The sequence below is a fragment of the Sphingomonas limnosediminicola genome (genome assembly GCF_039537965.1).
In the GTDB taxonomy this organism is placed as follows: domain Bacteria; phylum Pseudomonadota; class Alphaproteobacteria; order Sphingomonadales; family Sphingomonadaceae; genus Sphingomicrobium; species Sphingomicrobium limnosediminicola.
Genome location: NZ_BAABBM010000001.1, coordinates 828,852 through 851,327, shown reverse-complemented (window position 1 = coordinate 851,327; position 22,476 = coordinate 828,852). Strand labels below are relative to the sequence as shown.

Annotated in this window: 22 protein-coding genes; 7 read left to right on the top strand and 15 right to left on the bottom strand. The window is 63.4% G+C overall.

Annotated features, from left to right (window positions below; genetic code table 11):
- Positions 1-18: 18 nt before the first annotated feature.
- From ABD704_RS04395 to ABD704_RS04355, 9 genes are all read right to left on the bottom strand, one after another.
- The gene (locus tag ABD704_RS04395) at positions 19-798 is read right to left on the bottom strand and encodes a carboxylesterase family protein (protein ID WP_344698468.1); all 780 of its coding nucleotides are present in this window, start codon (positions 796-798) and stop codon (positions 19-21) included.
- A 59-nt stretch (positions 799-857) separates the two neighbouring features.
- Positions 858-2,372 carry a TadA family conjugal transfer-associated ATPase gene (locus ABD704_RS04390; protein WP_344698467.1) on the bottom strand — a complete coding sequence of 505 codons (1,515 nt, stop codon included), beginning with the start codon at positions 2,370-2,372 and terminating at the stop codon, positions 858-860.
- A gap of 116 nt (positions 2,373-2,488) precedes the next feature.
- Positions 2,489-2,749 (bottom strand): ATP synthase F1 subunit epsilon, encoded by a 261-nt coding sequence (locus ABD704_RS04385; RefSeq protein WP_344698466.1) that lies wholly within the window; start codon positions 2,747-2,749, stop codon positions 2,489-2,491.
- Positions 2,749-2,934 carry a glutathione S-transferase gene (locus ABD704_RS04380; RefSeq protein ID WP_344698465.1) on the bottom strand — a complete coding sequence of 62 codons (186 nt, stop codon included), beginning with the start codon at positions 2,932-2,934 and terminating at the stop codon, positions 2,749-2,751. Before ABD704_RS04380 ends, ABD704_RS04385 begins: the two co-directional genes overlap by 1 nt.
- Before the next feature lie 3 nt (positions 2,935-2,937).
- Positions 2,938-4,452: a F0F1 ATP synthase subunit beta gene (gene atpD / locus ABD704_RS04375; RefSeq protein ID WP_344698464.1), complete on the bottom strand. Its 1,515-nt coding sequence runs from the start codon at positions 4,450-4,452 to the stop codon at positions 2,938-2,940.
- Between the two features lie 26 nt (positions 4,453-4,478).
- Positions 4,479-5,372, bottom strand: coding sequence for a F0F1 ATP synthase subunit gamma (locus ABD704_RS04370; RefSeq protein WP_344698463.1), 894 nt, complete (start codon positions 5,370-5,372; stop codon positions 4,479-4,481).
- 19 nt (positions 5,373-5,391) lie between these two features.
- The gene (gene atpA, locus ABD704_RS04365) at positions 5,392-6,921 is read right to left on the bottom strand and encodes a F0F1 ATP synthase subunit alpha (protein ID WP_344698462.1); all 1,530 of its coding nucleotides are present in this window, start codon (positions 6,919-6,921) and stop codon (positions 5,392-5,394) included.
- A 9-nt stretch (positions 6,922-6,930) separates the two neighbouring features.
- Complete coding sequence (locus tag ABD704_RS04360) at positions 6,931-7,485, bottom strand: F0F1 ATP synthase subunit delta (RefSeq protein ID WP_344698461.1); 555 nt, start codon at positions 7,483-7,485, stop codon at positions 6,931-6,933.
- Between the two features lie 146 nt (positions 7,486-7,631).
- Positions 7,632-8,183 carry a hypothetical protein gene (locus tag ABD704_RS04355; RefSeq protein ID WP_344698460.1) on the bottom strand — a complete coding sequence of 184 codons (552 nt, stop codon included), beginning with the start codon at positions 8,181-8,183 and terminating at the stop codon, positions 7,632-7,634.
- A 121-nt stretch (positions 8,184-8,304) separates the two neighbouring features.
- Here ABD704_RS04355 and ABD704_RS04350 point away from each other — a divergent pair, with 121 nt between their 5' ends.
- From ABD704_RS04350 to ABD704_RS04340, 3 genes are all read left to right on the top strand, one after another.
- Positions 8,305-8,769, top strand: a complete 465-nt coding sequence (locus ABD704_RS04350) for a DUF1203 domain-containing protein (RefSeq protein ID WP_344698459.1) — start codon at positions 8,305-8,307, stop codon at positions 8,767-8,769.
- A gap of 46 nt (positions 8,770-8,815) precedes the next feature.
- The gene (locus ABD704_RS04345; protein WP_344700485.1) at positions 8,816-9,883 is read left to right on the top strand and encodes a bifunctional transcriptional activator/DNA repair enzyme AdaA; all 1,068 of its coding nucleotides are present in this window, start codon (positions 8,816-8,818) and stop codon (positions 9,881-9,883) included.
- A 66-nt stretch (positions 9,884-9,949) separates the two neighbouring features.
- A complete protein-coding gene (locus ABD704_RS04340) occupies positions 9,950-10,822 on the top strand; it encodes a CPBP family intramembrane glutamic endopeptidase (protein WP_344698458.1) in 873 nt (290 codons plus the stop codon).
- A gap of 24 nt (positions 10,823-10,846) precedes the next feature.
- On the opposite strand, the gene ABD704_RS04335 is transcribed toward ABD704_RS04340, so the two are convergent.
- The 6 genes from ABD704_RS04335 to ABD704_RS04310 form a co-directional block, all read right to left on the bottom strand.
- Positions 10,847-12,370: a tetratricopeptide repeat protein gene (locus ABD704_RS04335; protein ID WP_344698457.1), complete on the bottom strand. Its 1,524-nt coding sequence runs from the start codon at positions 12,368-12,370 to the stop codon at positions 10,847-10,849.
- Positions 12,371-12,456: 86 nt separating this feature from the next.
- Positions 12,457-14,625 (bottom strand): primosomal protein N', encoded by a 2,169-nt coding sequence (locus ABD704_RS04330; protein ID WP_344698456.1) that lies wholly within the window; start codon positions 14,623-14,625, stop codon positions 12,457-12,459.
- Complete coding sequence (gene purC, locus ABD704_RS04325; RefSeq protein ID WP_344700484.1) at positions 14,622-15,401, bottom strand: phosphoribosylaminoimidazolesuccinocarboxamide synthase; 780 nt, start codon at positions 15,399-15,401, stop codon at positions 14,622-14,624. The genes ABD704_RS04330 and purC overlap by 4 nt, the downstream gene beginning before the upstream one ends.
- A 90-nt stretch (positions 15,402-15,491) precedes the next feature.
- Positions 15,492-15,668, bottom strand: coding sequence for a hypothetical protein (locus ABD704_RS04320; RefSeq protein ID WP_344698455.1), 177 nt, complete (start codon positions 15,666-15,668; stop codon positions 15,492-15,494).
- Positions 15,669-15,700: 32 nt separating this feature from the next.
- Entirely contained in the window at positions 15,701-15,889 is a 189-nt protein-coding gene (locus ABD704_RS04315) for a hypothetical protein (RefSeq protein WP_344698454.1), read from the bottom strand.
- 157 nt (positions 15,890-16,046) lie between these two features.
- Positions 16,047-16,925: an alpha/beta hydrolase gene (locus ABD704_RS04310; protein WP_425565391.1), complete on the bottom strand. Its 879-nt coding sequence runs from the start codon at positions 16,923-16,925 to the stop codon at positions 16,047-16,049.
- A 104-nt stretch (positions 16,926-17,029) separates the two neighbouring features.
- On the opposite strand from ABD704_RS04310, the gene ABD704_RS04305 reads away from it, so the two are divergent.
- The 4 genes from ABD704_RS04305 to ABD704_RS04290 all read left to right on the top strand — a co-directional run bounded on the left by ABD704_RS04305 (position 17,030) and on the right by ABD704_RS04290 (position 22,472).
- Positions 17,030-17,983, top strand: coding sequence for a LysR substrate-binding domain-containing protein (locus ABD704_RS04305; protein WP_344698453.1), 954 nt, complete (start codon positions 17,030-17,032; stop codon positions 17,981-17,983).
- A 38-nt stretch (positions 17,984-18,021) separates the two neighbouring features.
- Positions 18,022-20,253: a DNA topoisomerase IV subunit A gene (gene parC / locus ABD704_RS04300; protein WP_344698452.1), complete on the top strand. Its 2,232-nt coding sequence runs from the start codon at positions 18,022-18,024 to the stop codon at positions 20,251-20,253.
- 74 nt (positions 20,254-20,327) lie between these two features.
- A complete protein-coding gene (locus ABD704_RS04295) occupies positions 20,328-22,067 on the top strand; it encodes a putative bifunctional diguanylate cyclase/phosphodiesterase (RefSeq protein WP_344698451.1) in 1,740 nt (579 codons plus the stop codon).
- 81 nt (positions 22,068-22,148) lie between these two features.
- Complete coding sequence (locus tag ABD704_RS04290) at positions 22,149-22,472, top strand: hypothetical protein (protein WP_344698450.1); 324 nt, start codon at positions 22,149-22,151, stop codon at positions 22,470-22,472.
- Positions 22,473-22,476: the final 4 nt, after the last annotated feature.

Below are 22,476 nucleotides of genomic sequence, written 5' to 3'. Positions count from 1 at the left end.
TCCCTCGGATGCAGTGATTTAGCGGCTTCGCTTTGCGGCGACAGGCTTCGGCGCGAGTGGTTTCCGTTGTTCGAGGAGCCACATCCACAGGGCCGGATCGTTGTAGGCCGGGACCCATGACCAATGGTCGGTGTTCGGGTAAATGGTGAGCCTCGGATGGGCGCCGCATTTCTTCAAAGCGTCGACCATTTCAAAATCGCCTCGGGTGTCGACGGAATCGTCGCGGTCACCGTGGAAGGCCCAGACGGGAATGTCCTTCGCCTTGCATGCTTTCTTCGGATCGCCGAACGCCGCGACGGGCGCGAGCGCGGCGAAATGCTCGGGATGCTGGGTGCCCCAATCCCAAGTCGCGATGCCGCCGAGGCTGAGGCCGGTCAGGTAGACGCGGGAGGGATCGACGCGCCAGGTCTTCAGCGCGTGATCGAGCAACGCTTCCAGCGGTGGCACTGGCCAGAATTCGTCGTCAGCCGAAGTCTGCTCGGTCAGCTGCGGCGAGATGACGATGAAGGGGAAGCTGGGGTCCTTCTCTACCAGCATCGGGGGGCCGTGCTTCTTTACGAGATTTATGTCCGTGCCGCGCTCGCCCGAACCGTGCAGGAAGATAATGAGCGGCCAGCGTTCGCTTGTACTCTCATTGTAGCCCTTGGGCAGGAACAGCAGGTAGGGCACGCCGCCAGCCGCGACGGGCGACTGCACCGTCTGACCCTCGACCGGTGGCGGCAAAGGCGGCGCCTTTTTCGCGTCGGCAATTGACGACAGGCTTACGGCGGCAACAAAGGCGGCAACCCAGAATCGCATACGGCGGCTCCTCGAGGAACCGCCGCAGCGTTGCACAGCAATAAAAGAAAGACGATGCCTTAGAGGCAGGCCTCAAGGTAAGGCTGGTCGAAGCCGAACTGCTTGGCCTTTTCCAGCGTGTACGGGCGCAGCCCCATCGAGCGATATTCGCCGATGATCTTCCCGTCGGCGGTCTCGTCGAGATATTCGAACTTGAACAGCTCCTGGGTGACGATGACGTCGCCTTCCATGCCGATCACTTCAGTGATGTTGGTGGTGCGGCGCGAACCGTCGCGCAGGCGCTTCACCTGGACAATGAGGTCGACCGAGTCCGCGATCTGGCGCGAGATCGCTTCCTTCGGCACCTTGATGTCCGACATCATCACCATGTTTTCCATACGCGCGAGGCATTCGCGCGGAGAGTTGGAGTGGAGCGTCGCCATCGAGCCGTCGTGACCGGTGTTCATCGCAGCGAGCAAGTCGAAGCACTCCGGTCCGCGAATTTCGCCTAGGATGATGCGGTCAGGACGCATACGCAGGGCGTTGATGACGAGGTCGCGAATGGTGATCGCGCCCTGGCCTTCGAGGTTCGGCGGACGGGTTTCGAGCGGAAGCCAGTGCGGCTGCTGCAGACGAAGCTCGGCCGCGTCTTCGATTGTGATCACGCGTTCGCCCGGGTCGATCATTTTCGAGAGTGCGTTGAGCATCGTCGTCTTACCCGAACCGGTACCGCCGGAGATGACGACGTTCATGCGCGATGCGCCGGCAATCTTGAGGATCGTCGCCATCTTCTCCGACATCGAACCGAAGCCCTTCATCATGTCGAGCGTGATCGGTTTCTCGGAGAACTTACGTATCGAGATGGCGGTGCCGCGCAGCGACAGCGGCGGGATGATGACGTTGACGCGACTGCCGTCCTGGAGACGGGCGTCGCAAAGCGGGCTTGTTTGGTCGATGCGGCGGCCAACCTTGTTCACAATGCGCTGGGCGATCTGGAACAGATGCTCTTCGTCGCGGAACTGGATCGACGCGATCTCGAGCTTACCCTTGCGCTCCACGTAGGTCTGGTCGGGGCCGTTGACCATGATGTCGCTAATCGCCGGATCCGCGAGCAGCTCTTCGAGTGGGCCGAGCCCGAGAAGCTCGTCGACGAGCACCTTTTCCAGCGCGAACTGCTCGCGGCGGTTGAGGTTGATCTTGAGCTCGTTCAGGACTTCGGAAATGATCGGCCGGAATTCCTCGGCAAGCTCGTCCTTGCTGAGCGTCGCCGCGGCTTCGGGATCGACGCGCTCGAGAAGGCGCGGCAGCACCTGCTCCTTGATGCGGTGGACCGAGGCCTCAAAACCTTCCGACTTGCTGCTGGCTGCTTCGCCGCTAGCATTTTGGCGTGCCGTCAGGCGATCCAGCGCGCCCTGCGGCGCGCCGTTCTCGGCCATCGGCGTATCCAGAGTCGGCGTAAGTTCGTCGATCGGCGGGAATTGATCTCCGCCGAGGTCCGGGGCCGAGGCGGCCGAACCGCTTCCCTTCATTGGCTTGGCAACACCGAAGCTCGGTCGAGCTCCACCCATGCCAGCACGTTTACCGAATGCGCTCATTCCACCCCTGCCGTTGCGGTTTCCGCGTGAAGGATGGTTCTGGTGAATAAGAGCGAAACTTTTAGAAAATGCTAACTGCGTTAATCCCAGCGCGGCGGAAAATGGTTAGCGAAAGCTTAAGCCTCCGCGCTCTCCGCAAGGACCGTCAGGCCGCGGTCGCTGACCTCCGCAAAACCGCCCGTAACGGCAATGCGCTCCGGCTGTCCATTCTGGGTGCGGTAGACGGAAACGTCGCCGTTCTTTAGCGTCGTCATGTAGGGTGCGTGCCCGGCCATGATGCCGGACTCGCCCTCGGTTCCCGGCACGACGACCATGTAGACGTCGTCGGACATGACGAGCCGGTCAGGGGTGACGAGCTCGAAATGCAAATCGGCCATTATTTCTTACCTTCGATTTCTCTGTCGAACGCCTGCGTTGCGTCGTCGAACTTGTCCCGGCAGCCGGTGTTGCAGAAACCGACGACCTTGCCCTTGAAGAGCGTCAGACTGTCCTTGCTGACCGGATGGCCAGACCAGGGGCAGTGCGTGTTGACGCAATCTTCGAGGCGGAGCTCGTCGGCCAAGGCTTAGGCTTCCTGAGCCAGCTTCTCGGCTTTGGCGACCGCCTCGTCGATGCCGCCGACCATATAGAAGGCGTTTTCCGGAAGGTGATCGTATTCGCCGTTCACCACCGCCTTGAACGAGCGGACGGTCTCCTCGACCTGGACGAACTTGCCCGGGATGCCGGTGAAGACTTCGGCGACGTGGAACGGCTGCGACAGGAAGCGCTGGATCTTGCGGGCGCGGCTGACGGTGAGCTTATCCTCTTCCGACAACTCGTCCATGCCGAGAATGGCGATGATGTCCTGCAGGCTCTTGTAGCGCTGCAGCGTCTCCTGGACGGCGCGGGCGGTCTCATAATGCTCCTGGCCGACGACGGCCGGGGTGAGCACGCGGCTGACCGAGTCTAGCGGGTCGACGGCGGGGTAGATGCCGAGCTCCGAAATCGCGCGGCTCAGCGTCGTCGTTGCGTCCAAGTGGGCGAACGAGGTTGCCGGGGCCGGGTCGGTCAAGTCGTCGGCCGGCACGTAGATGGCCTGCACCGAGGTGATCGAACCCTTGTTGGTTGAGGTGATGCGCTCCTGCAGCGCACCCATGTCGGTCGACAGGGTCGGCTGGTAGCCCACGGCCGAAGGAATACGGCCGAGCAGCGCCGACACTTCCGAACCCGCCTGCGTGAAGCGGAAGATGTTGTCGACGAAGAAGAGCACGTCCTGGCCCTCTTGGTCGCGAAAATATTCGGCCTGGGTGAGGCCCGACAGGGCGACGCGGGCGCGCGCTCCCGGCGGCTCGTTCATCTGGCCGAACACGAGCGCGACCTTGGAGCCTTCCGGCGTCGGATTGCCGTCGGCGTCCTTGGCAATGACGCCCGCCTCGAGGAACTCGTGATAGAGGTCGTTACCCTCGCGCGTGCGCTCGCCGACGCCGGCGAACACCGACACGCCGCCGTGGCCCTTGGCGATGTTGTTGATCAGCTCCTGGATGAGGACGGTCTTGCCGACGCCCGCGCCGCCGAACAGGCCGATCTTGCCGCCTTTTGCGTAAGGGGCGAGCAGGTCGATGACCTTGATGCCGGTGACCAGGATGGCGGCTTCGGTCGACTGGTCGACGAAGGGCGGTGCCTCGGCGTGGATCGAGGCGGTCATGTCGCTCCCGATCGGGCCGCGCTCGTCGATCGGTTCACCGATGACGTTCATGATGCGGCCTAGCGTCATCGGTCCAACCGGCACGCGGATCTGCGAGCCGGTGGCATTGACGGTCTGGCCGCGGGTGAGGCCGTCGGTCGAGTCCATCGCGATGGTGCGGACGACGTTCTCGCCAAGGTGCTGGGCGACTTCGAGGACGAGGCGGTTGCCGCCGTTGTCGGTCTCCAGCGCGGAAAGGATCGGCGGCAGGTTGCCTTCGAACGCTACGTCGACGACGGCGCCGATGACCTGGCTGACGCGGCCGGTCAGGTTGCTGATTGCAGCAGGCGTCTGCGCGCCGCCGGTGGCGGCAGCGGCCTTGCGGGTGCGGGGCTTGGTCTCGGCGGCGGTGGCCATTTCTGTCTTCCTTGCCTTCAGTTTCGTTAGAGCGCTTCTGCGCCCGAGATAATTTCGATGAGTTCGGTCGTAATCACGGCCTGGCGCTGACGGTTATATTGGATCGACAGGCGGTTGATCATGTCACCGGCGTTGCGGGTCGCATTGTCCATGGCGGTCATCTGCGAGCCGTAGAAACCGGCCTGGTTCTCGAGCAGCGCGCGATAGACCTGCACCGCGATGTTGCGCGGAATGAGGTCGGCGAGGATCTCTTCCTCGTCCGGCTCATACTCGACGGCGGTGGGCGCAGCGGCCTTGGCCGTTGTCGGCTCTTCGCTTGCTGCGCGAGGAACCACGGGGATGATCTGATCGATCGTCGGTTCCTGCACCAGCGTCGAGCGAAAGTTCGCGTAGGCGAGGTGGACGACGTCGATACCGTCGGTCACGTAGCGATCGATGATGTCCTTTGCGACGGCCTGCGCCTCCGCATAGGACGGGTTCTTCATCTCGCTGGTGTCGAACTGCGCGATGATCTGTTTGGGGTACAGGCGCTGCAGCACCGGACGGCCCTTGCGGCCGACGATGTAGAATAGCACCGTCTTGCCCTGAGCGGTGAGGTCATCGGCCTTCCGGCGCACGGCGCGAACGATATTGCTACTGAACGCCCCGGCGAGACCGCGGTCGCTAGTCGCGACGATGATCAGGTGCGTGTCGTCCTTGCCGGTGCCCGACAGCAGCTTGGGGCTTTGCGGCCCTGGCGCGACGCGAGACGCAAGCGAAGCGACCACCTCCGTCATGCGTGACGAATAGGGTCGGGCCGCAGTCGCGTTCTGTTGGGCACGGCGCAGCTTCGACGCCGCGACCATGTTCAGCGCCTTGGTGATCTTCTGCGTCGACTTCACCGAGCCGATGCGAAGCTTGAGAGCCTTGAGGCTAGCCATCTTGCTGTGCCGCTACCCCTTAAGCGAACTGCTTGCCGAACGTGGCGAGCGCGTCCTTGAGGGCGGCCGCCGTATCGTCGTCGAGCGCCTTGGTGTCGCGGATCTTGGCCAGAATCTCCGGCTTGTCTGAGCGCAGGTAGCTCAGCATTGCATTTTCGTAGCGGACGATGTCCTTCACCTCGACGGTGTCGAGGAAACCCTGGGTACCGGCGAAGATCGATGCGACCTGGTCTTCGACCGGCATCGGCGCATACTGCGGCTGCTTCAGCAACTCGGTCAGGCGAGCACCGCGAGCGAGCAGCTTCTGCGTCGACGCGTCGAGGTCGGAACCAAACTGCGCGAAGGCCGCCATTTCGCGGTACTGCGCAAGCTCCAGCTTGATCGAGCCGGCGACCTTCTTCATCGCCTTGGTCTGCGCGGCCGAGCCGACGCGGCTGACCGACAGGCCGACGTTAATCGCCGGGCGGATGCCCTGGTAGAAGAGGTCGGTCTCGAGAAAGATCTGGCCGTCGGTGATCGAGATCACGTTGGTCGGAATGTATGCCGACACGTCGCCTGCCTGCGTCTCGATGACGGGCAGAGCGGTAAGCGAACCACCGCCCAGGCTGTCGTTCATCTTCGCGGCGCGCTCGAGAAGGCGGCTGTGGAGATAGAAGACGTCGCCCGGATAAGCTTCGCGGCCCGGCGGACGGCGGAGCAAAAGCGACATCTGGCGATACGCGACGGCCTGCTTGGAAAGATCGTCATAGACGATGACTGCGTGCATGCCGTTGTCGCGGAAATACTCACCCATCGCGCAGCCAGTGTAGGGAGCGAGGAACTGAAGCGGCGCAGGCTCCGAAGCGGTCGCGGCGATGACGATTGAATATTCCATCGCGCCATTCTCTTCGAGCGCGCGCACGATCTGCGCGACGGTCGAACGCTTCTGACCGACGGCGACGTAAATACAGTAAAGCTTCTGGCTCTCGTCGTTGCCGGCGTTGGCGGCCTTCTGGTTGATGAAGGTGTCGAGCGCGACGGCGGTCTTGCCGGTCTGGCGATCGCCGATGATCAGCTCGCGCTGACCGCGGCCGACTGGGACGAGCGCGTCGAGCGCCTTGAGACCGGTCTGCACCGGCTCGTGAACCGACTTGCGCGGGATGATGCCCGGCGCCTTCACCTCAACGCGGCGGCGCTCGGTGTACTCGATCGGGCCCTTGCCATCGATCGGGTTGCCGAGTGCATCAACGACGCGGCCGAGCAGGCCCTTGCCGATTGGAACGTCGACAATGGTGCCCGTCCGCTTGACGCTCGAACCTTCGGAGATCTCGGAGTCCGAGCCGAAGATGACGACGCCGACGTTATCGGCTTCGAGATTGAGGGCCATGCCCTTGGTGCCATTGTCGAACTCGACCATCTCACCGGCCTGGACGTTGTCGAGGCCGTAGATGCGCGCGATGCCGTCGCCTACCGACAGCACGGTGCCAACTTCCGAGACCTCGGCTTCGGCGTCGAAATTCGCGATCTGGTCGCGGATGACGCGGGAGATTTCAGCAGCGCGGATATCCATGGGTCAGTCTTAGCCTTTCATCGCCTGAGCGAGTCGATTGAGTTTGGTGCGGATCGAAGCGTCGATGCGCTGGCTTTCCAGCTTCACGACAATTCCGCCAAGGATGGTGGGGTCGACCGTTGCATCGACGTTGACGTCGCGCCCGGCGCGGGTGCGGAGCTGCGTCTTGAGCTGCGCCAACTGGTCGTCGTTAAGCGGACGCGCCGTCACTACTTCGGCAATCGTCTCACCGCGGTGTTCCGCAGCGAGCCGGCGGAACGCACGGATCACCGGCTGGAGCTGACTCTTGCGGCCGTTGCGGGCAAGGACGCCGACGAAGTTGCTGGTAATCGGATCGAGGTTGAGCTGCAGCGCAATGGCGCCGAACGCCTTTCCGGCCTCGTCGCGGGAAACGAGTGGGCTTTCGACCAGCTCGGAAAAATCCTTCGAATCGACCAGCGCCTGGTTGAGCGCGTCGAGGCTCTTGCCCACGGATTCAATCTGCTTCTGATCACGGGCAAGGTCGAACAAAGCGGATGCGTAGCGTCCCGCTAAGCTGGCCCGAATGCCGCCGGATGTCTCCACGCGCGAATAGCTCCAGAACTGGAATTGCCCCGACGTTAAAAAACGGGGCGTGGAAACGGGTTACCCCCGCACGCCCCCATCGGTTGCCGGGCCCCTAGCAAGCGCTTCGCGGCGATGCAAGGGACGGCGATCTACTCAGTTTGAAGCTAGTTGGCAGCCTGCTGTGAAAGGCGGCGAATCGTCGCCTTCGAGCGCGCGACGACCATGCCGAACTTGCGAACGGTGAGCATGCTAAGGCCCGATCGTCCGTCGGCGCTCGGCACCAGCCACTGTTCGGCTGACATCCCGCCCTTCAAGCTGAAGCGGAAGCGGTAACGGTCGCCGACCTGATCGATCGTGACGGGCCCCGTGGCTTCCGACATGGACCCGGCGAACTTACCCGGCGCGACTTGATGAATGAGCCAGACGCGTTCGTGAGGCTGTTCGCCCTCGTCACGCACCTGCTGGACCAAACGCAGCGCACCATCAGCGCCGATAGTGCCATGGCCGATGCTGAGGACGCGGCGCGTTCCGTGCATGACGGCCTTGAGCGTACCGGAGAGTTCGGTGCGGCCTTCGAAGAAGCGAAGGGGTTGCTTAAGAGTGGCGGCCGGAGCGCCGCTCGATGCAAGGAAAATACAAGCACATGCGACGGCTAAGGGAGCACGCAACAGGCGGACGGCCAGCGTGTGCCGGCCAGCGCTAATCGAATGACTCATCAGGCCCGTTTCAGTCGTGTCATAGGAAATCCCCTCTTTGATTTCCGATGTTTGAACGCAAGCCAGCGGAAGCCTGTTCCCGAGCGACACCTTACAGTGGTGGCCGAAAGGAGCAACTTCCATGTCTTTTGTCGTCCGTGGCATCGATCCTGCCCCGTACAAAGCAATGTTCGGCTTACCTGAGGAGGCGCTTGCGCAGCGCGGCATCGTACGGATGACCGTCGACAGTCCGACTTTCCCATGCCGGGTTAGCTTGACCGACCGAGCGATTGGCGAGACGGTGCTCTTGCTCAACCATATCAGCCATGACGTCGCGAACCCGTATCGCGCCTCGCACGCCATTTTCGTTGCGGAAGCCAACGAAGAGGCAGCCGAATATGTCGACAGTGTGCCGCCGGTATTCGAGGAGCGCGTGCTGTCGCTTCGCGGCTTCGACAAGGAAGGGATGATGGCCGCGGCGATCCTCACTCAACCGGGGGAAGCTGAGGCGGGCATCCGCCAGCTTTTTGCCGATCCGAACATCGAGACCATCCACGCACATAACGCGACGCGCGGGTGCTTCTCGGCCAAGATCGAAAGGAATTGAGATGGCCACGCTTGCACAGCGTCACGAGGAGCGTAGAGCTGAACCGATGAGCAACGTCGCGCGCCTAGACGCGGACACCGCATGGGCAGCCTTCATGCGCCGCGACCGCAGCTGGGACGGGCGCATTATCGCCGCGGTGAAGACCACCGGCATTTACTGCAAACCGAGTTGCCCGGCGAAGCGCCCTAAGCGCGAAAACGTCGAGTTCTTCGTCACCGCTGAGGAGGCGAGAGCGGCGGGCTACCGATCCTGTATGCGCTGCAAGCCCGACGAGGTCGGTCGAGACCACGAGGCGGTGGCCGAAGCGGTGAAGCTGATCGAGCAGGCGGAAGAGCCACCGCAGCTTGCCGCGCTCGCGGAGGCGGTCGGCTACGCGCCCCACCATTTCCAGCGCATCTTCAAGCGGGACCTTGGCGTGTCGCCGGCCGAATATTCGCGCGGCAGGCGTAACCAGCGCGCCCAGCAAGCGCTGAAGCAGAATGGGCGGGTGACCGATGCGGTCTACGACGCGGGCTATTCAGGGCCGAGCGGCTTTTACAGCGATGCGAAGGAGAGGCTGGGCATGACCCCGTCGGCTTGGCGCAATGGCGGCCGCGGCGAAACGATCCGCTGGACGCATTTCGACAGCCCGCTCGGCCAGATGCTGATCGCCGCGACAAGCAAGGGCATTTGCCGGCTGACGTTCGACGACAGCCCGGACTCGCTTCGCCGGCTCTTCCCGAATGCGGAGATCGTCGAGGATGCGGGCGGGCTTCGCGACCTCGTCGAGGGCGCGCTTGCCGCGATCAAGCAGCCGCTCGCTGCGCGCGAGCTGCCGATCGACGTAGCTGGCACGGCGTTCCAGGAGGCGGTGTGGCGCGAGCTCCGCAAGATCCCAGCGGGCGAAACCCGCAGCTACGCACAGATCGCGGCGGCGATCGGTCAGCCCAAGGCGGTTCGCGCGGTAGGCACTGCCAATGGCGACAACCATGTGGCCGTGCTTATCCCGTGCCATCGCGTGATCCGCAGCGACGGGACGCTTGGCGGCTATGCCGGCGGGCTCGACCGCAAGCGGCAGTTGCTCGGTGCGGAGGGCCATCGCCAGGCGTCGCCGGAGCTACCGTTGCTCGATTAGACCCTTGCCTCCCTCGCCTCGCTCAGCGCAACAGCGATGTGAAGCGGGGGGGGGGGGGCGGACGGCATGTCTTACACGAACCGGGATGGCGGGCGGCGGCGCCTCATAGACCATCCGTTCGTTTCAATGGTTGTCGCGATCCTACTGTTTGCTGCTGCGTCCGCGCTGGCGATCATCGCGGCGAGCAGCCTGCCTCTCCTGCAGGACGGCCTCAAGCAGGCCGTTCAGGTAGTGATTACAGTCGGGTTCGGGCTGGCGGCGTACAAGCTCGGCATCCGGCATTTGGGGGAAGAGCCGCGCGACGACCTTCAGCTGAACAAGGCGCTCTCGCAAGCGGCGATCGGATTGATTGCTGGACTTGCGCTCTTTAGCGCCGTCGTTGGCGTGGCGGCGTTGCTAGGCTCTTACCGTATCGTCTCATGCTGCAGCACGACCAACCTGCTGCCTGAATTGTTCGTCGCCGCGATCATGCCCGGCTTCATGGAAGAGCTTTTCTTCCGTGGAATTCTGTTCCGCTGGCTCGAGGAAATGGGTGGAAGCTGGATCGCGCTGTTTGTCACCTCGGCGCTCTTCGGCCTAGCGCATGCGTGGAACCCTAATTCAAATGTCCTCGCGTCGATCTTCATTGCGGTCGAGGCCGGTGTGCTGCTCGGGGGCGCCTACATGCTTACGCGTAGCTTGTGGATGCCGATCGGGCTCCACGCGGCGTGGAACTTCACGCAGGGGTACCTCTTTGGGGTGCCGGTTTCCGGGGTCGCCGAGAAAGGGCTGGTCGGTGCCAAGCTGTCTGGCCCAGAACTGCTGACGGGCGGGCCCTTCGGGCTCGAAGCCTCAGCCATCGCTTTAGTACTGGCCACCGGTGCTGGCGTCGTGATGGTGATCAAGGCCTTCCGCTGCGGACGAAGCGTGCCGCCCCCTTGGAGAGCGCCCATCACCTGACGACAAGTTTTTGATCGTAAGCGTTTATTGCTTTTTCTTCGAATCGCGCTCCTCGATCAGCTCCAGCGCCTTTGTTGAATCACCTGCATTGATCGCTGCAACCACTTGATCGGCAAGAGTTCGCGTGCGTTCGGAATGCGGTTCGAATGCCATTGGCGCTAGCGCTTGTTTCGCTTCTTTCAGTCGATGGTCCGTTAGCAATTGGCGAACGGCGAGCCATCGCAAGCCACTGTCCTGAGGCGCAAGCACGAGCGCGTATAGCAAACCGTTCACGGCGCTCGGCGTTGGGGTCGCGCGCGACTCCTTGAATGTCCGGTAATAGAGCATCAGCGGCTCGGCATTTTCGGTGTCCAGGCGATTGGCCTTTGCGAACAGCGCCCGCACCTTGGACCAGTCGACCGTTGCCGGCGCGGTCTTGGCACGAGCCATCTCGGCGCGCCCTTTATAGATGAGCGCATGCACGTTGTTGGGGTCGGCTGCGAGCGCTCTGTCTGCTGCATGTTCGGAAGCGTCGAAATAATCGGCATCATATTCCGCTTCCGCCAACACCGATTGCGCGAACGCGTCTGATGGATACGCCGCGGCGAGCTTGCGCGCCCTGCCGGCGACAATGCGCGCAGTTTGTTCCGAAACGCCGTAGTCCGATCTCATCCGTATTGGCATGAGCGCTGCTTCTGCCGGCGCAAGCGACCGCACGCTGATCGTGCCGATCTTCGCAGGATCGGGCCGGATAACGACGCCTTTGATCTCCTTGGCGTCGGCATATTTATCGAGTTCGTTTTCAAGCTTTCGGAGGTCGCCAAACGCGGCCCTGGCTGCGTCCAGCGCATTCTGCCCTTGCTGGATACCGGCAATGTAGCGGTCGAGCTGGCCGCGCCGACTCGGCTCGAAGGTCAGATAATGCGTGAGCAACCAGCCACGTGAGTACATGATCTCCATCTGCCAGGCGGTCAGGCCTTGTGGCGTGCCGCCCAGCATCTCCGAGAAATAGAGGTCGTGCTGATTGGCATGGACGCTGTAAGCGCGATGGTTCAGCGCGGAGCCCAGGATTACGCTGCCGTCATCGTTGATCTTCGCCGTTCCAAAGAATTCGGCGAAGCCTTCGACGAACCAAGTCGGCAGCGCCGCAGCCCAATTCTGCAGCATCAAATGATGCGCATATTCGTGGAAGAAGACGATGTCGGAATTGAAGTCTCGTTCGTCCTTGCCCTTGATCTTCGAGACAAATGCATAGGTGCCGGAAGCGCGTCCGATATACTGGCCCAAGATCCCATATCCACCGGTCAAGTCGACCAGCTGATCAACGTTTTTCAGGAAGTAGATGCGCAGGCGGCCCGAATCGGTAAGCGCTGGGTCGCCCATGCCCCGAGCCATCCGGACCGCCTGGTCGAAGCGTTCCAACTTCTTTGCATATTCGCCAAGTTCTGCAGGGTCGGTGTCGCCGACGATAATGAAATGCTTGGACTTGGCTTCCTGCCACGCCGCGTGCGCAGGCGTGGTACCCGCCAGCAAGCCGGCGGCAAGGCAGAACTCTAGTACGCGACGCATCCGATCCCCTCTTTCGGCGCCCGGACACTAACAGCGGCGCGCGCTGTCGCAAGCCCTTGGTTTGATGCAGCAATCTACAGAAAGATCTACAGAAAGCTGTAGGGATCGACGTCGACGCCGACGCGGACCTTGGCGCTCCATTCGACGCCGGCGAGCCACTCGCGGATGACGTCTTGGACGTCGAGGCTGCGGCGAGCATGGACGAGGATGCGTTGGCGGTGGCGGCCGCGCAGCATGGCGAGGGGGGCGGGCGCGGGGCCGAACACGGCCATTCCTTCGACCTCCGGCGCAGCCATGCCGATGCGGCGGGCGACGGCTTCGGCCTCCGATGAATCCTCGGCGGAGATGACGATAGCGGCGAGGCGGCCGAACGGCGGCATGGCGGCCTCACGGCGGCTCTCGGTCTCAGCCGCGTAAAAGCCGGGGGCGTCGCCGGATACCAGCGCTGCGATGACTGGCGCGTCGGGGTCGTGGGTCTGGACGAGCACACGCCCCGGCTTGTCGCCGCGACCGGCGCGGCCGGCGACTTGCTGAATCTGCTGGAAGCTGCGCTCGGCCGCTCGGAGGTCACCCCCAGCCAGGCCGAGGTCTGCATCGACGACGCCGACGAGCGTTAGGTTGGGGAAGTGATAGCCCTTGGTGACGAGCTGGGTGCCGATGACGACGTCGATTGCGCCCGCCTCCATCGCGCCGACGAATTCGGCGGCACGGAGCGGCGACCAGATCGTGTCAGATGTGACAATGGCGGTGCGCGCGTTGGGGAAAAGCTCGGCGACCTCATCGGCGATGCGCTCGACGCCTGGGCCGCAAGCCACGAGGCTGTCCTCCTCGCCGCATTCCGGGCAGGCCTTCGGAGGCGGCATCACATGTCCGCAGTGGTGGCACGCCAAACGATGCATCAACCGGTGCTCGACCATCCACGCGGTGCAATTAGGGCACTGAAAGCGGTGGCCGCAGTGGCGGCACAAGGTCAGCGGGGCGAAACCACGGCGGTTTAGGAACAGGAGCGACTGTTCCTCGCGTGCAAGGTTTGCCTCAATCTCGTTGACTAGCTCCGGCGCGAGCCAGCGGCCGCGCGGCGGTGGGTCTTGCGTCAGGTCGATCGAGCGGATGGCGGGCATCGACGCGCCGGCGAAGCGCTCGGGCAGGCTGACCTCGCGATAGCGGCCGATCTCGGCCATGTGCCGGCTCTCGATCGCCGGCGTCGCGGACGAGAGGATCACCGGAATGTCCTCGAACTTGGCGCGCATCACCGCCGCGTCGCGGGCGTGGTACTGGACGCCTTCCTCCTGCTTGAAGGAGGGCTCGTGCGCCTCGTCGACGATAATCAGGCCCAGTATCGGATAGGGCAGGAACAGGGCCGAGCGTGCGCCGACCGTCACGGCAGCCTCGCCGCTTGCGATGCCGCGCCAGGCGCGACGCCGCTGCGAGGAGCGGAGGTCGGAATGCCAAGCCACGGGCTGGCAGCCGAAGCGCGCTTCGAACCGCTTCAAGAAAGGCTCAGTGAGCGCGATTTCGGGAAGGAGGACGAGCGCTTGGCGCCCCTGGCGCAGGCACTCGGCGATCGCTTCGAAATAGACTTCGGTCTTTCCCGATCCCGTTACACCGTCGAGAAGCACGGGATCGAAGCCCTTGCCGACGGCAGATGCGAGGCTGGAAGCCGCTTCGCGCTGATCGTCGTTGAGGTCCGGCGGTGCGTGTTCGGGGTCAGGGCAGGCGAGCGGACGGTCGGCATCCACCGCCACAGCTTCAATCGCACCGGCATTGACGAGTCCGCGCATCACGGCGTCGCTGACCTCCGCGTGGTCGGCAAGCTCCCGGACCGTGCCTTGCCGGCCCTCGATTGCCTGAAGCGCCTTTTCGCGCTGAGGCGTCATCCGGTCCGGCGTCATTCCCGTTGGCCGGTACTCGATAAACTGCCTCGGCCCGTCGAGCGCGGCAGAGGAAGGCAACGCCATGCGCAGAACGGAGGCTAGGGGGCTCAGGTAATAATCGGCGGTCCATTCGCAGAGGCGCCTGAGCGGAGCGGCGATAGGACGGACGTCGAGAACGCCGGCGAGCGGCCTTAGCCGGGCCTCCGGCACCTCATTGGTTTGCAGTCGCTCGGCATCCCAAGCGACGCCAAGCAATTGCCGCGGCCCGACCGGGGCGACGACCACCGAGCCGGGGACGACTGTCGTCCCCTCGGGAACCCGATAGTCGAGCGGTCCGAGCGCAGCGTTCAGCGTGACGACGCGCGCGCGTCGAAGCGTCACCGGCCGCGTTTCTTCCTGTGAGTGTCGAAGTCGAGGACCGCGTTTTCCTCATCTGGCTGGAGCAGGCCGAGCCGGCGGGCGACTTCCTGATAGGCCTCCTCAACGCCGCCTAGGTCCTGGCGGAAGCGGTCCTTGTCGAGCTTTTGGTTAGTCTTGATGTCCCACAGGCGGCAGCCGTCGGGGCTGATCTCATCAGCCAGAATGACCCGCGCATAGTCGCCGTCCCAGACCCGGCCGAACTCCAGCTTAAAGTCGATTAGGCGGATACCGATCGCGGCGAACATGCCCGACAGGAAGTCGTTCACCCGGATCGCCATGTCCGCGATGTCGTTCATCTCGTCCTGCGTCGCCCAGCCGAAGCAAGCGATGTGCTCATCGGCGATCATCGGGTCGCCCAGCGCATCGTCCTTGTAATAATATTCGATGATCGTGCGGGGCAGCTGGGTGCCCTCCTCGATGCCGAGGCGCTTGGAAAGCGAACCGGCGGCGACATTGCGGATCACGACCTCGATCGGGATGATCTCGACCTGGCGGATCAACTGCTCGCGCATGTTGAGGCGGCGGATGAAATGCGTCGGAACCCCGATCGCCGAAAGCGACGTGAAGATGTGCTCGGAGATGCGGTTGTTGATGACGCCCTTGCCGCTGATCGTCCCGCGCTTTTGCGCATTGAACGCCGTGGCGTCGTCCTTGAAATATTGAATGAGCGTGCCGGGCTCTGGACCCTCGTAGAGGATCTTGGCCTTGCCCTCATAAATCTGGCGGCGGCGAGCCACGGTTCGCATCACTCCAACGTCAATGGGAAGGAGCGGGGGCTATAAGCGAGGAGCGCGGTGCGTGCTAGCCCGCGCTCCTCATATGGATATTCAATTGCATTTTGCTTTGCGCGTCGGTGCGGTCCACGGGGACTGATATTCAATCTTCACGAGCACTTCGAATGCTTCACGAACCTTCTTGCTCAGATCGGATAGGCCGCTTGAGATCGAAGCGTTTAACTCCTGACGCACCGTTTGGTAGTGCCGGTCGAAAATCTCATCAACCATGGTAATCACTCCTTTCCTCCTATTGCCGCCGGTCAGAGGGCCAGCGGGTAAGCGTCGATGCGGTCATTGGCGGCCTTGAGCGCCGTCTCGATCAGCTCGATCCGGTGAGCCTCGTCGAGAGCGCGCCAGGAGCGGGCGGTCGATCGCATGGTTTCGGCCTGCGCCACCTGCGCCACGGGGCCGTCTTCGATGAACGCACGGGTGCTGAGGCCATAAGTCATGGCAATCGTCCTTCCTTTTTTTGGGTCGCCGGCGTCGGGGGCTGCGAGGGGAGGGGATTTACCAACGCCGGCGACTGGATCGTATGTACGATTCGCCCGGTGGTTTCGCCAATCAAACGGTTGGCGATCGTCATAAGCAGCACTTATTGGCGGTGCTTCAGTGGCGGTGCAGTGCCTGCTCGATATGTCTCAGCGCGACAGCCCACGCTCGGCTTTCGGGTACGATCAGCTCGAAGTGGCCGGAGTCGGGAACCCAGTCGATCGTCACCTTGTCACCAGCGGACTGCATTCGGCGCTGATAGTCCGAGGCGAGCTCGGTCGGGATGATCGGATCCATCAGGCCGTTCACGAGATATTGCCGGACGTGGAGCGGCGCGAGACGCGGCACCGACGTTTCCGCAAAGTGTCCGCCGGAAAGCGTCACGCTCACCGTCTTGCCGCAACCGTTTTCCACCTGCGTTTCGCGTTCAAGGTCGGGGAGGCCGCCGAGACTAACGACAGCAGCGAGCGGTATGGGGTGGTCCCGATAAAGCGGGCTGGAGCGAAGCAGTCGCGGTCGCCCGGCGAGCCAAAGCGCGAGATGTCCGCCGGCCGAATGCCCAACCGCGACGATCCGCCGGGTGTCGAGATGCAGTTCCCGGGCATGAAGGCTGAGCGCGTCCGCGGCCGCGGCGACATCCATGAAAGTGCCGGGATAGCCACCTCCCGCCCGGTCAACCCCGCGATAATCGATGTTCCAGACGGCGATCCGACGGCGGCGCAGGTCATTGGATACCCAGTCCATCAGATGGCGGTCGGCAACGTCGGTCTGCCAGCAACCACCGTGAATCATGAGCACGGTCGGGAACGGTCCACGACCCTTTGGAAGCCATACGTCGACGACCTGTAGGGGGTTATCCCCGTATCGCACCGTGGTGGTTGGCTCTGGGTGGGCGCGTTTCTTCAGCGCCGAGAATTGTATGAGGCTTGCGGGAGGAGCGGCGGCTGCCAGGGAAATTATGACGAAACTCGCGAACACTCGGTACAGACGGTTCATCACAACTCCCGTGGCTGTGCATCGTTAGAAGGTCGGGGCCAAGCTGGGTCAAGCGCCTCTCTCTTTGGTTGCGGTGGCGACGCTCGGGCGATTATTGTTGGGGGATGCGGCGGCTTCCACCACTTGCGGCGATCAGGGCCTTCGAAGCGGCGGCGCGGACGGAGAACTTCACCGCCGCTGCTGCCGAACTCGGCATGACGCAGGCTGCGGTGTCCTACCAGGTCAAGAGCCTTGAGGAGCGCCTTGGCGCACCGCTCTTCATTCGCGAGAAGGGGCGGGCGCGGCTGACGCCGCTGGGCCAGCGCCTGCTGCCTTCCTTGTCGAGCGCGTTCGACACGCTTGAGAGCGCTTTCGCCAGCCACCGCGAGGAAGACGAGTCACTCCTCACGATCACGACTACGCATACCTTCGCCAACACCTGGCTGGCTTGGCGGCTTGGTGCTTTTCAGATGGAGCACACCGATCTCGCTGTCCGCATGACGACGAGCAACGAGCTGTGCGACCTTCGGGCTGGCGATGCAGACGTCGCGATCCGGGCCGGCAATGGCGGCTGGGAGGGTTTCGAGCACCACCGGCTGTTCGAATCATCCTTCACGCCGATGTCGAGCCCGGAGTGCATCGCGGAGACTGAGCGAAAGCTCGGCCGCAGGATCGAGCCGAACGACATGCTCGACGTCAATCGGATCAACCCGAGCGACGAGTGGTGGCAGCAGTGGTTCAGCGACAATGGCGTGCCGGCTGACGATGCGGCACTGAGGCGGCCGGGGATCAGGCTGGAGAACCAGGCGAACGAAGGTCATGCCGCGATGGCAGGGCAGGGGTTCGCGCTGCTGACGCCTTTGCTGTGGAAGGGTGATGTCGCCGCTGGACGTCTTGCCGTGCCATTCCCCGACCGGGTGTCAGCGCGGGCCTGGTCCTACTGGCTCGTCTACCCGACCGAACGGCGGCTGACGCCCAAGATCAAGCGTTTCCGCGAATGGCTGCTGCCGGAGATCGAGCGGTCGGTGGCGGACGCCGCTGGCGGTTGGCCCCAACCCGCTGCCGAGGCTGCGGAATAGGCTTCCAGAAACCGGCAAGCGCTTGCTAGTCAGGTCGAATGCCTGATCCCGATATTTCGTCCGTCATCGAAACCCCGTTCGACGCCGCGCTTAGCGAGCGGTACCTCGTTTATGCCCTTTCCACGATCACCGCGCGATCGCTGCCAGACGTACGCGACGGCCTGAAGCCGGTTCACCGCCGCCTTCTGTGGGCCATGCGGCTGCTGCGGCTCGATCCGGCTGGCGCATACAAGAAGTCGGCGCGTGTCGTCGGCGACGTGATCGGCAAATATCATCCGCATGGCGACCAGTCCGTCTATGACGCAATGGTTCGCCTCGCGCAGGACTTCGCGCTCCGTTACCCGCTCGTCGACGGGCAGGGGAACTTCGGCAATATCGACGGCGATAACGCTGCCGCCTACCGCTATACCGAGGCGCGGCTGACCGCGATCGCGATGCAGCTGATGACGGGGCTCGACGAAGGGACCGTCGATTTCCGGGCGACCTACAACGGCGAAGAAGAAGAACCGGAGGTCTTCCCAGGCCTCTTCCCGAACCTTCTAGCCAACGGCGCCAGCGGCATCGCAGTCGGCATGGCGACCTCGATCCCGCCGCATAACCTCACGGAGTTGATCGAGGCGGCAACCCATCTCATCGACAATCCGAAGGCCGAAGACAGCGCGCTGATGGACTTCGTCTCAGGACCCGACTTTCCGACGGGTGGCGTGCTTGTCGACAGCCGCGAGAGCATCGCCCACGCCTATGCAACCGGTCGGGGCAGTTTCCGTCTTCGCGCCAGGATCGATGTCGAGCGCGAGAAGGGCGGGGGTTGGCACCTGTTGGTCAGCGAGATGCCCTACGGCGTCCAGAAAGCCAAGCTGATCGAACAGATCGCACAGCTGATCGCCGACAAGAAGCTGCCGATCCTCGCTGACGTGAAAGACGAGAGTGACGAGAAGGTTCGTCTGATCCTCGAACCACGCGCAAGGACCGTCGATCCGGACCTGCTGCTCGAGTCTCTCTTCCGCCTGACCGACCTCGAGATTCGCTTTCCTCTCAATCTGAACGTGCTCGACGCGAGCCGCACGCCGGGTGTCATGAGTCTCAAGCAGGCGCTGACCGCCTGGTTGTCCTTCCAGATCGAGGTGATGCTCCGCCGCAGCCAGGTGCGGATCGGCAAGATCGACGACCGTGTCGAGCTGCTCGACGGTTTCCTCATTGCTTATCTGAACCTCGACCGCGTGATCGAGATCATTCGGACCGAGGACGAGCCGAAGCCCATCATGATGGCCGAGTTCTCGCTGACCGATCGGCAGGCCGAAGCGATCCTCAACATGCGGCTGCGCAGCTTGCGGAAGCTGGAGGAGATGGAGATCGGACGCGAGCGCAATGCGCTTGCCAAGGAACGCGAAGAGCTGGTCAAGCTCGTCGAAAGCCCGGCCCGCCAGCGCACCCGCATCAAGCGCGACCTGCAGACATTGAAGGATAAGTTCGGCGACGACCGCCGCACTCGCATCGATGAGGTCGCGCCAGCGCGCGAGATCGACTGGTCGGCGATGATCGAGAAGGAGCCAATCACCGTCATTCTGTCGCAGCGTGGCTGGATACGGGCGATGAAGGGGCATGTTCCGCTCGAGGAAGTGCCGGAGCTCAAGTGGCGCGAGGGAGACGGGCCGTTCATCCATTTCCACGCGCAGACGACCGATCGCATTGCGCTCTTCGCCTCGAACGGTCGGGTCTATACGCTGGGCGGCGACAAGCTGCCCGGTGCGCGCGGTTTCGGTGAGCCGGTGCGGCTGTTCATCGATCTGGATGCCGAGGTTGATATCGTTGAACTGCTCGTCATCCGGCCCGACCTCAAGCTCCTGCTCGCGTCGTCGGATGGCAAGGGTTTCGTGACCAGCGGCGATGCGACGTTGGCCGAAACACGCAAGGGCAAGCAGCTCGTGAACCTGCGTTCTGGTGCCAAGGTTGCGGTCGTGCGGCCGGTCATGGGGGGCGCGGACTCGGTCGCGGTGATCGGCGAAAACCGCAAAATGCTGCTCTTCCCGCTGTCGGAGCTTCCTGAGCTCGTGCGAGGACAGGGCGTCACGCTGCAACGTTACCGCGATGGCGGGCTTGCTGATGCGATCACATTGCGAATGGCTGACGGGTTGAGTTGGACGTTGGGCGGCGAAAGTGGTCGCGTGCGCACCGAAACGGACCTCACGCCATGGCGCGCGGCGCGCGGCGCGGCGGGCCGGATGCCCCCGATCGGCTTTCCTCGCGCCAATAAGTTTGACCTGCGTTAAGAAATCGATGGGATCGCGTTGTTAATCAGCAGTCAGCAAGAGAGAATTAACCCCTCTCGTTCAGAGCCATGCCGATGCAGGCCGCAGCCCACCGCTTGTCCGCTGCCCCGAGGCAACGGCTGACGGACAAGTCGAACACGAACGCGCACCTTGCGCTCGTGGACGGCACTGGCTTGCTCGATGCGCTTCCGATTGCGGCCGCCATCATCGAACGCGTCGACGGCAAGGAATTGCGGGTCGCGGCGCATAATGACCGCTTCGTCGACACCGTCCACCGATCGTCCTGCACGGCGCTCGACTGGAACGACGCCGAGTGCCTGCGTTCTGGCCCCATTGCGGACCTGCTGCAGTCCTTCTTCGACGGCACTGCCGGCGCAGCGGAGCTCGACTTCAAGAACGGCGAGGGAGTTTCGTCGCACTTCTTCCGGGTGAAGCTGGCGCCACTTCCCAAGTCCGAGGATGCTCCGCGTTGCCTGCTGAGCGTCGTTGATCGCACGGTTGAGGTGCAGTCGGAGCGTGCGCTTCGCGCGGAGATGCTGCGTGACAGCCTGACCGGCTTGCCGAACCGGCTCGCGTTCAGCGAGGCGATCGAGAAAGCCGAGGAAGCGCCGTCCCGCGACATTGATCACGCCGTGCTGGTCGTCGACATGCTGCGCTTCTCGCGCATCAATGAGTCGATGGGCGGCCTTGCCGGCGACGAACTGCTTATCACTTTCGCGCGCCGGCTCATCCTTGCGCTCCGGGCGGGCGATGTTCTCGCTCGTACGGGCGGCAACGAGTTCGGCATCCTCGTGTCCCTGCGCCGCGGCGTGGAGGACGCGCTGAAGGCCGCGGACCGAATCCAGAAAGTCATGGCGGCGCCGTTCAAGATCTCGGACCTTGAAATCCGCGTCGAGTGCGCGATCGGCGTCGCGCTGATGCACGGAGGGCAGGACCCGGAAGAGCTGTTCCGCAATGCTCAATTCGCGGTGAAGCAAGCCAAGATGGTCGGCAAGCCGCAGGTCTACGAGCCCAAGCAGGCGACGGAGGCGCGGCGGCGCTTTTCGGTCGAGACCGAGCTTCGCCGGGCGCTCGATCGCGATCAACTACAGCTGTTCTACCAGCCGCTTATCAACCTGAAGACCGGTGAAGTGTCCGGGTTCGAGGCGCTGGCGCGGTGGGATCACGAGGATCGCGGCGAGATCAGCCCGACCGAATTCATTCCAGTCGCCGAGGAGAGCGGCCTGATCCTGCAGCTTGGCCGCTGGGCGATGGACAAAGCCGCGACAACGCTGGCCGGCTGGGACAAGCAGGCCGGCGAGAAGCTTCCGCTCTATGTCGGCGTCAACCTGTCGGCGATTCAGGTCGCGCGCGACAATATCGCCGAGGTCGTCGAAAGCGCACTCAAGTCGAGCGGCCTGAGCGGCAACCGGCTGACGCTGGAATTGACCGAGAGCTCGATCGTCCAGGACCCGGCTCGCGCAACACGCGTCTTCCACGCGCTGAAGGAACTCGAAACGACGGTTGCGATGGACGACTTTGGCACCGGCTATTCCAGCCTTGCCTATCTCCAGCGGCTACCGATTGACGTGCTCAAGATCGACCGCAGCTTCGTCGCCGGGATGATGGTCGATCCGGACAGCGTTGCGATCGTTCGCGCGGTGCTCAGCCTGGCCGAAGCTCTCGGGATGTCGACGACGGCGGAAGGGATCGAAACGGTCGAGCTGGCGACTACGCTGGCAACTCTCGGGTGCGCGTCAGGACAAGGCTTCTACTTTGCCAAGCCGCTCGAGGCGGATGCCGCTATCGACTGTTGGAAGTCTCGCCGCCGCTGAACCTTTGCGGGACGATCGCAAACGCGCCGGAACCCTTGCTCTCGACTCTGGTTTTTAAAGTGCAACAGGGAAAGATGGGCCGTGGGGAACTGGCTCGTCGTGGCGGCCGTCGTCCTGATGGCAGGATCGACCGGCGCGAAGGCGCAGATGAAGTCGCTGTCCGCGATCGACGTCGCAAGCGTTGCGCGCACTCGGACCCTCGACCTTCGACTCGGCCCGCAATTTGGCACCGAAACGCATGTGCCACTCGTCGCAAGCATGTTGCTTCGGCAAGACGTGACGCCGAACGCAGCCTTTGGCGTCGGGCTGGCGAACATTTATTCCAAGCGCCGCCTATCTCAGCGGCCGGACGATCCGCCGGCGAGTTCGCGCAAGCCGGCAGTCACCTTTCTCCTGAAGTTCTGACGGC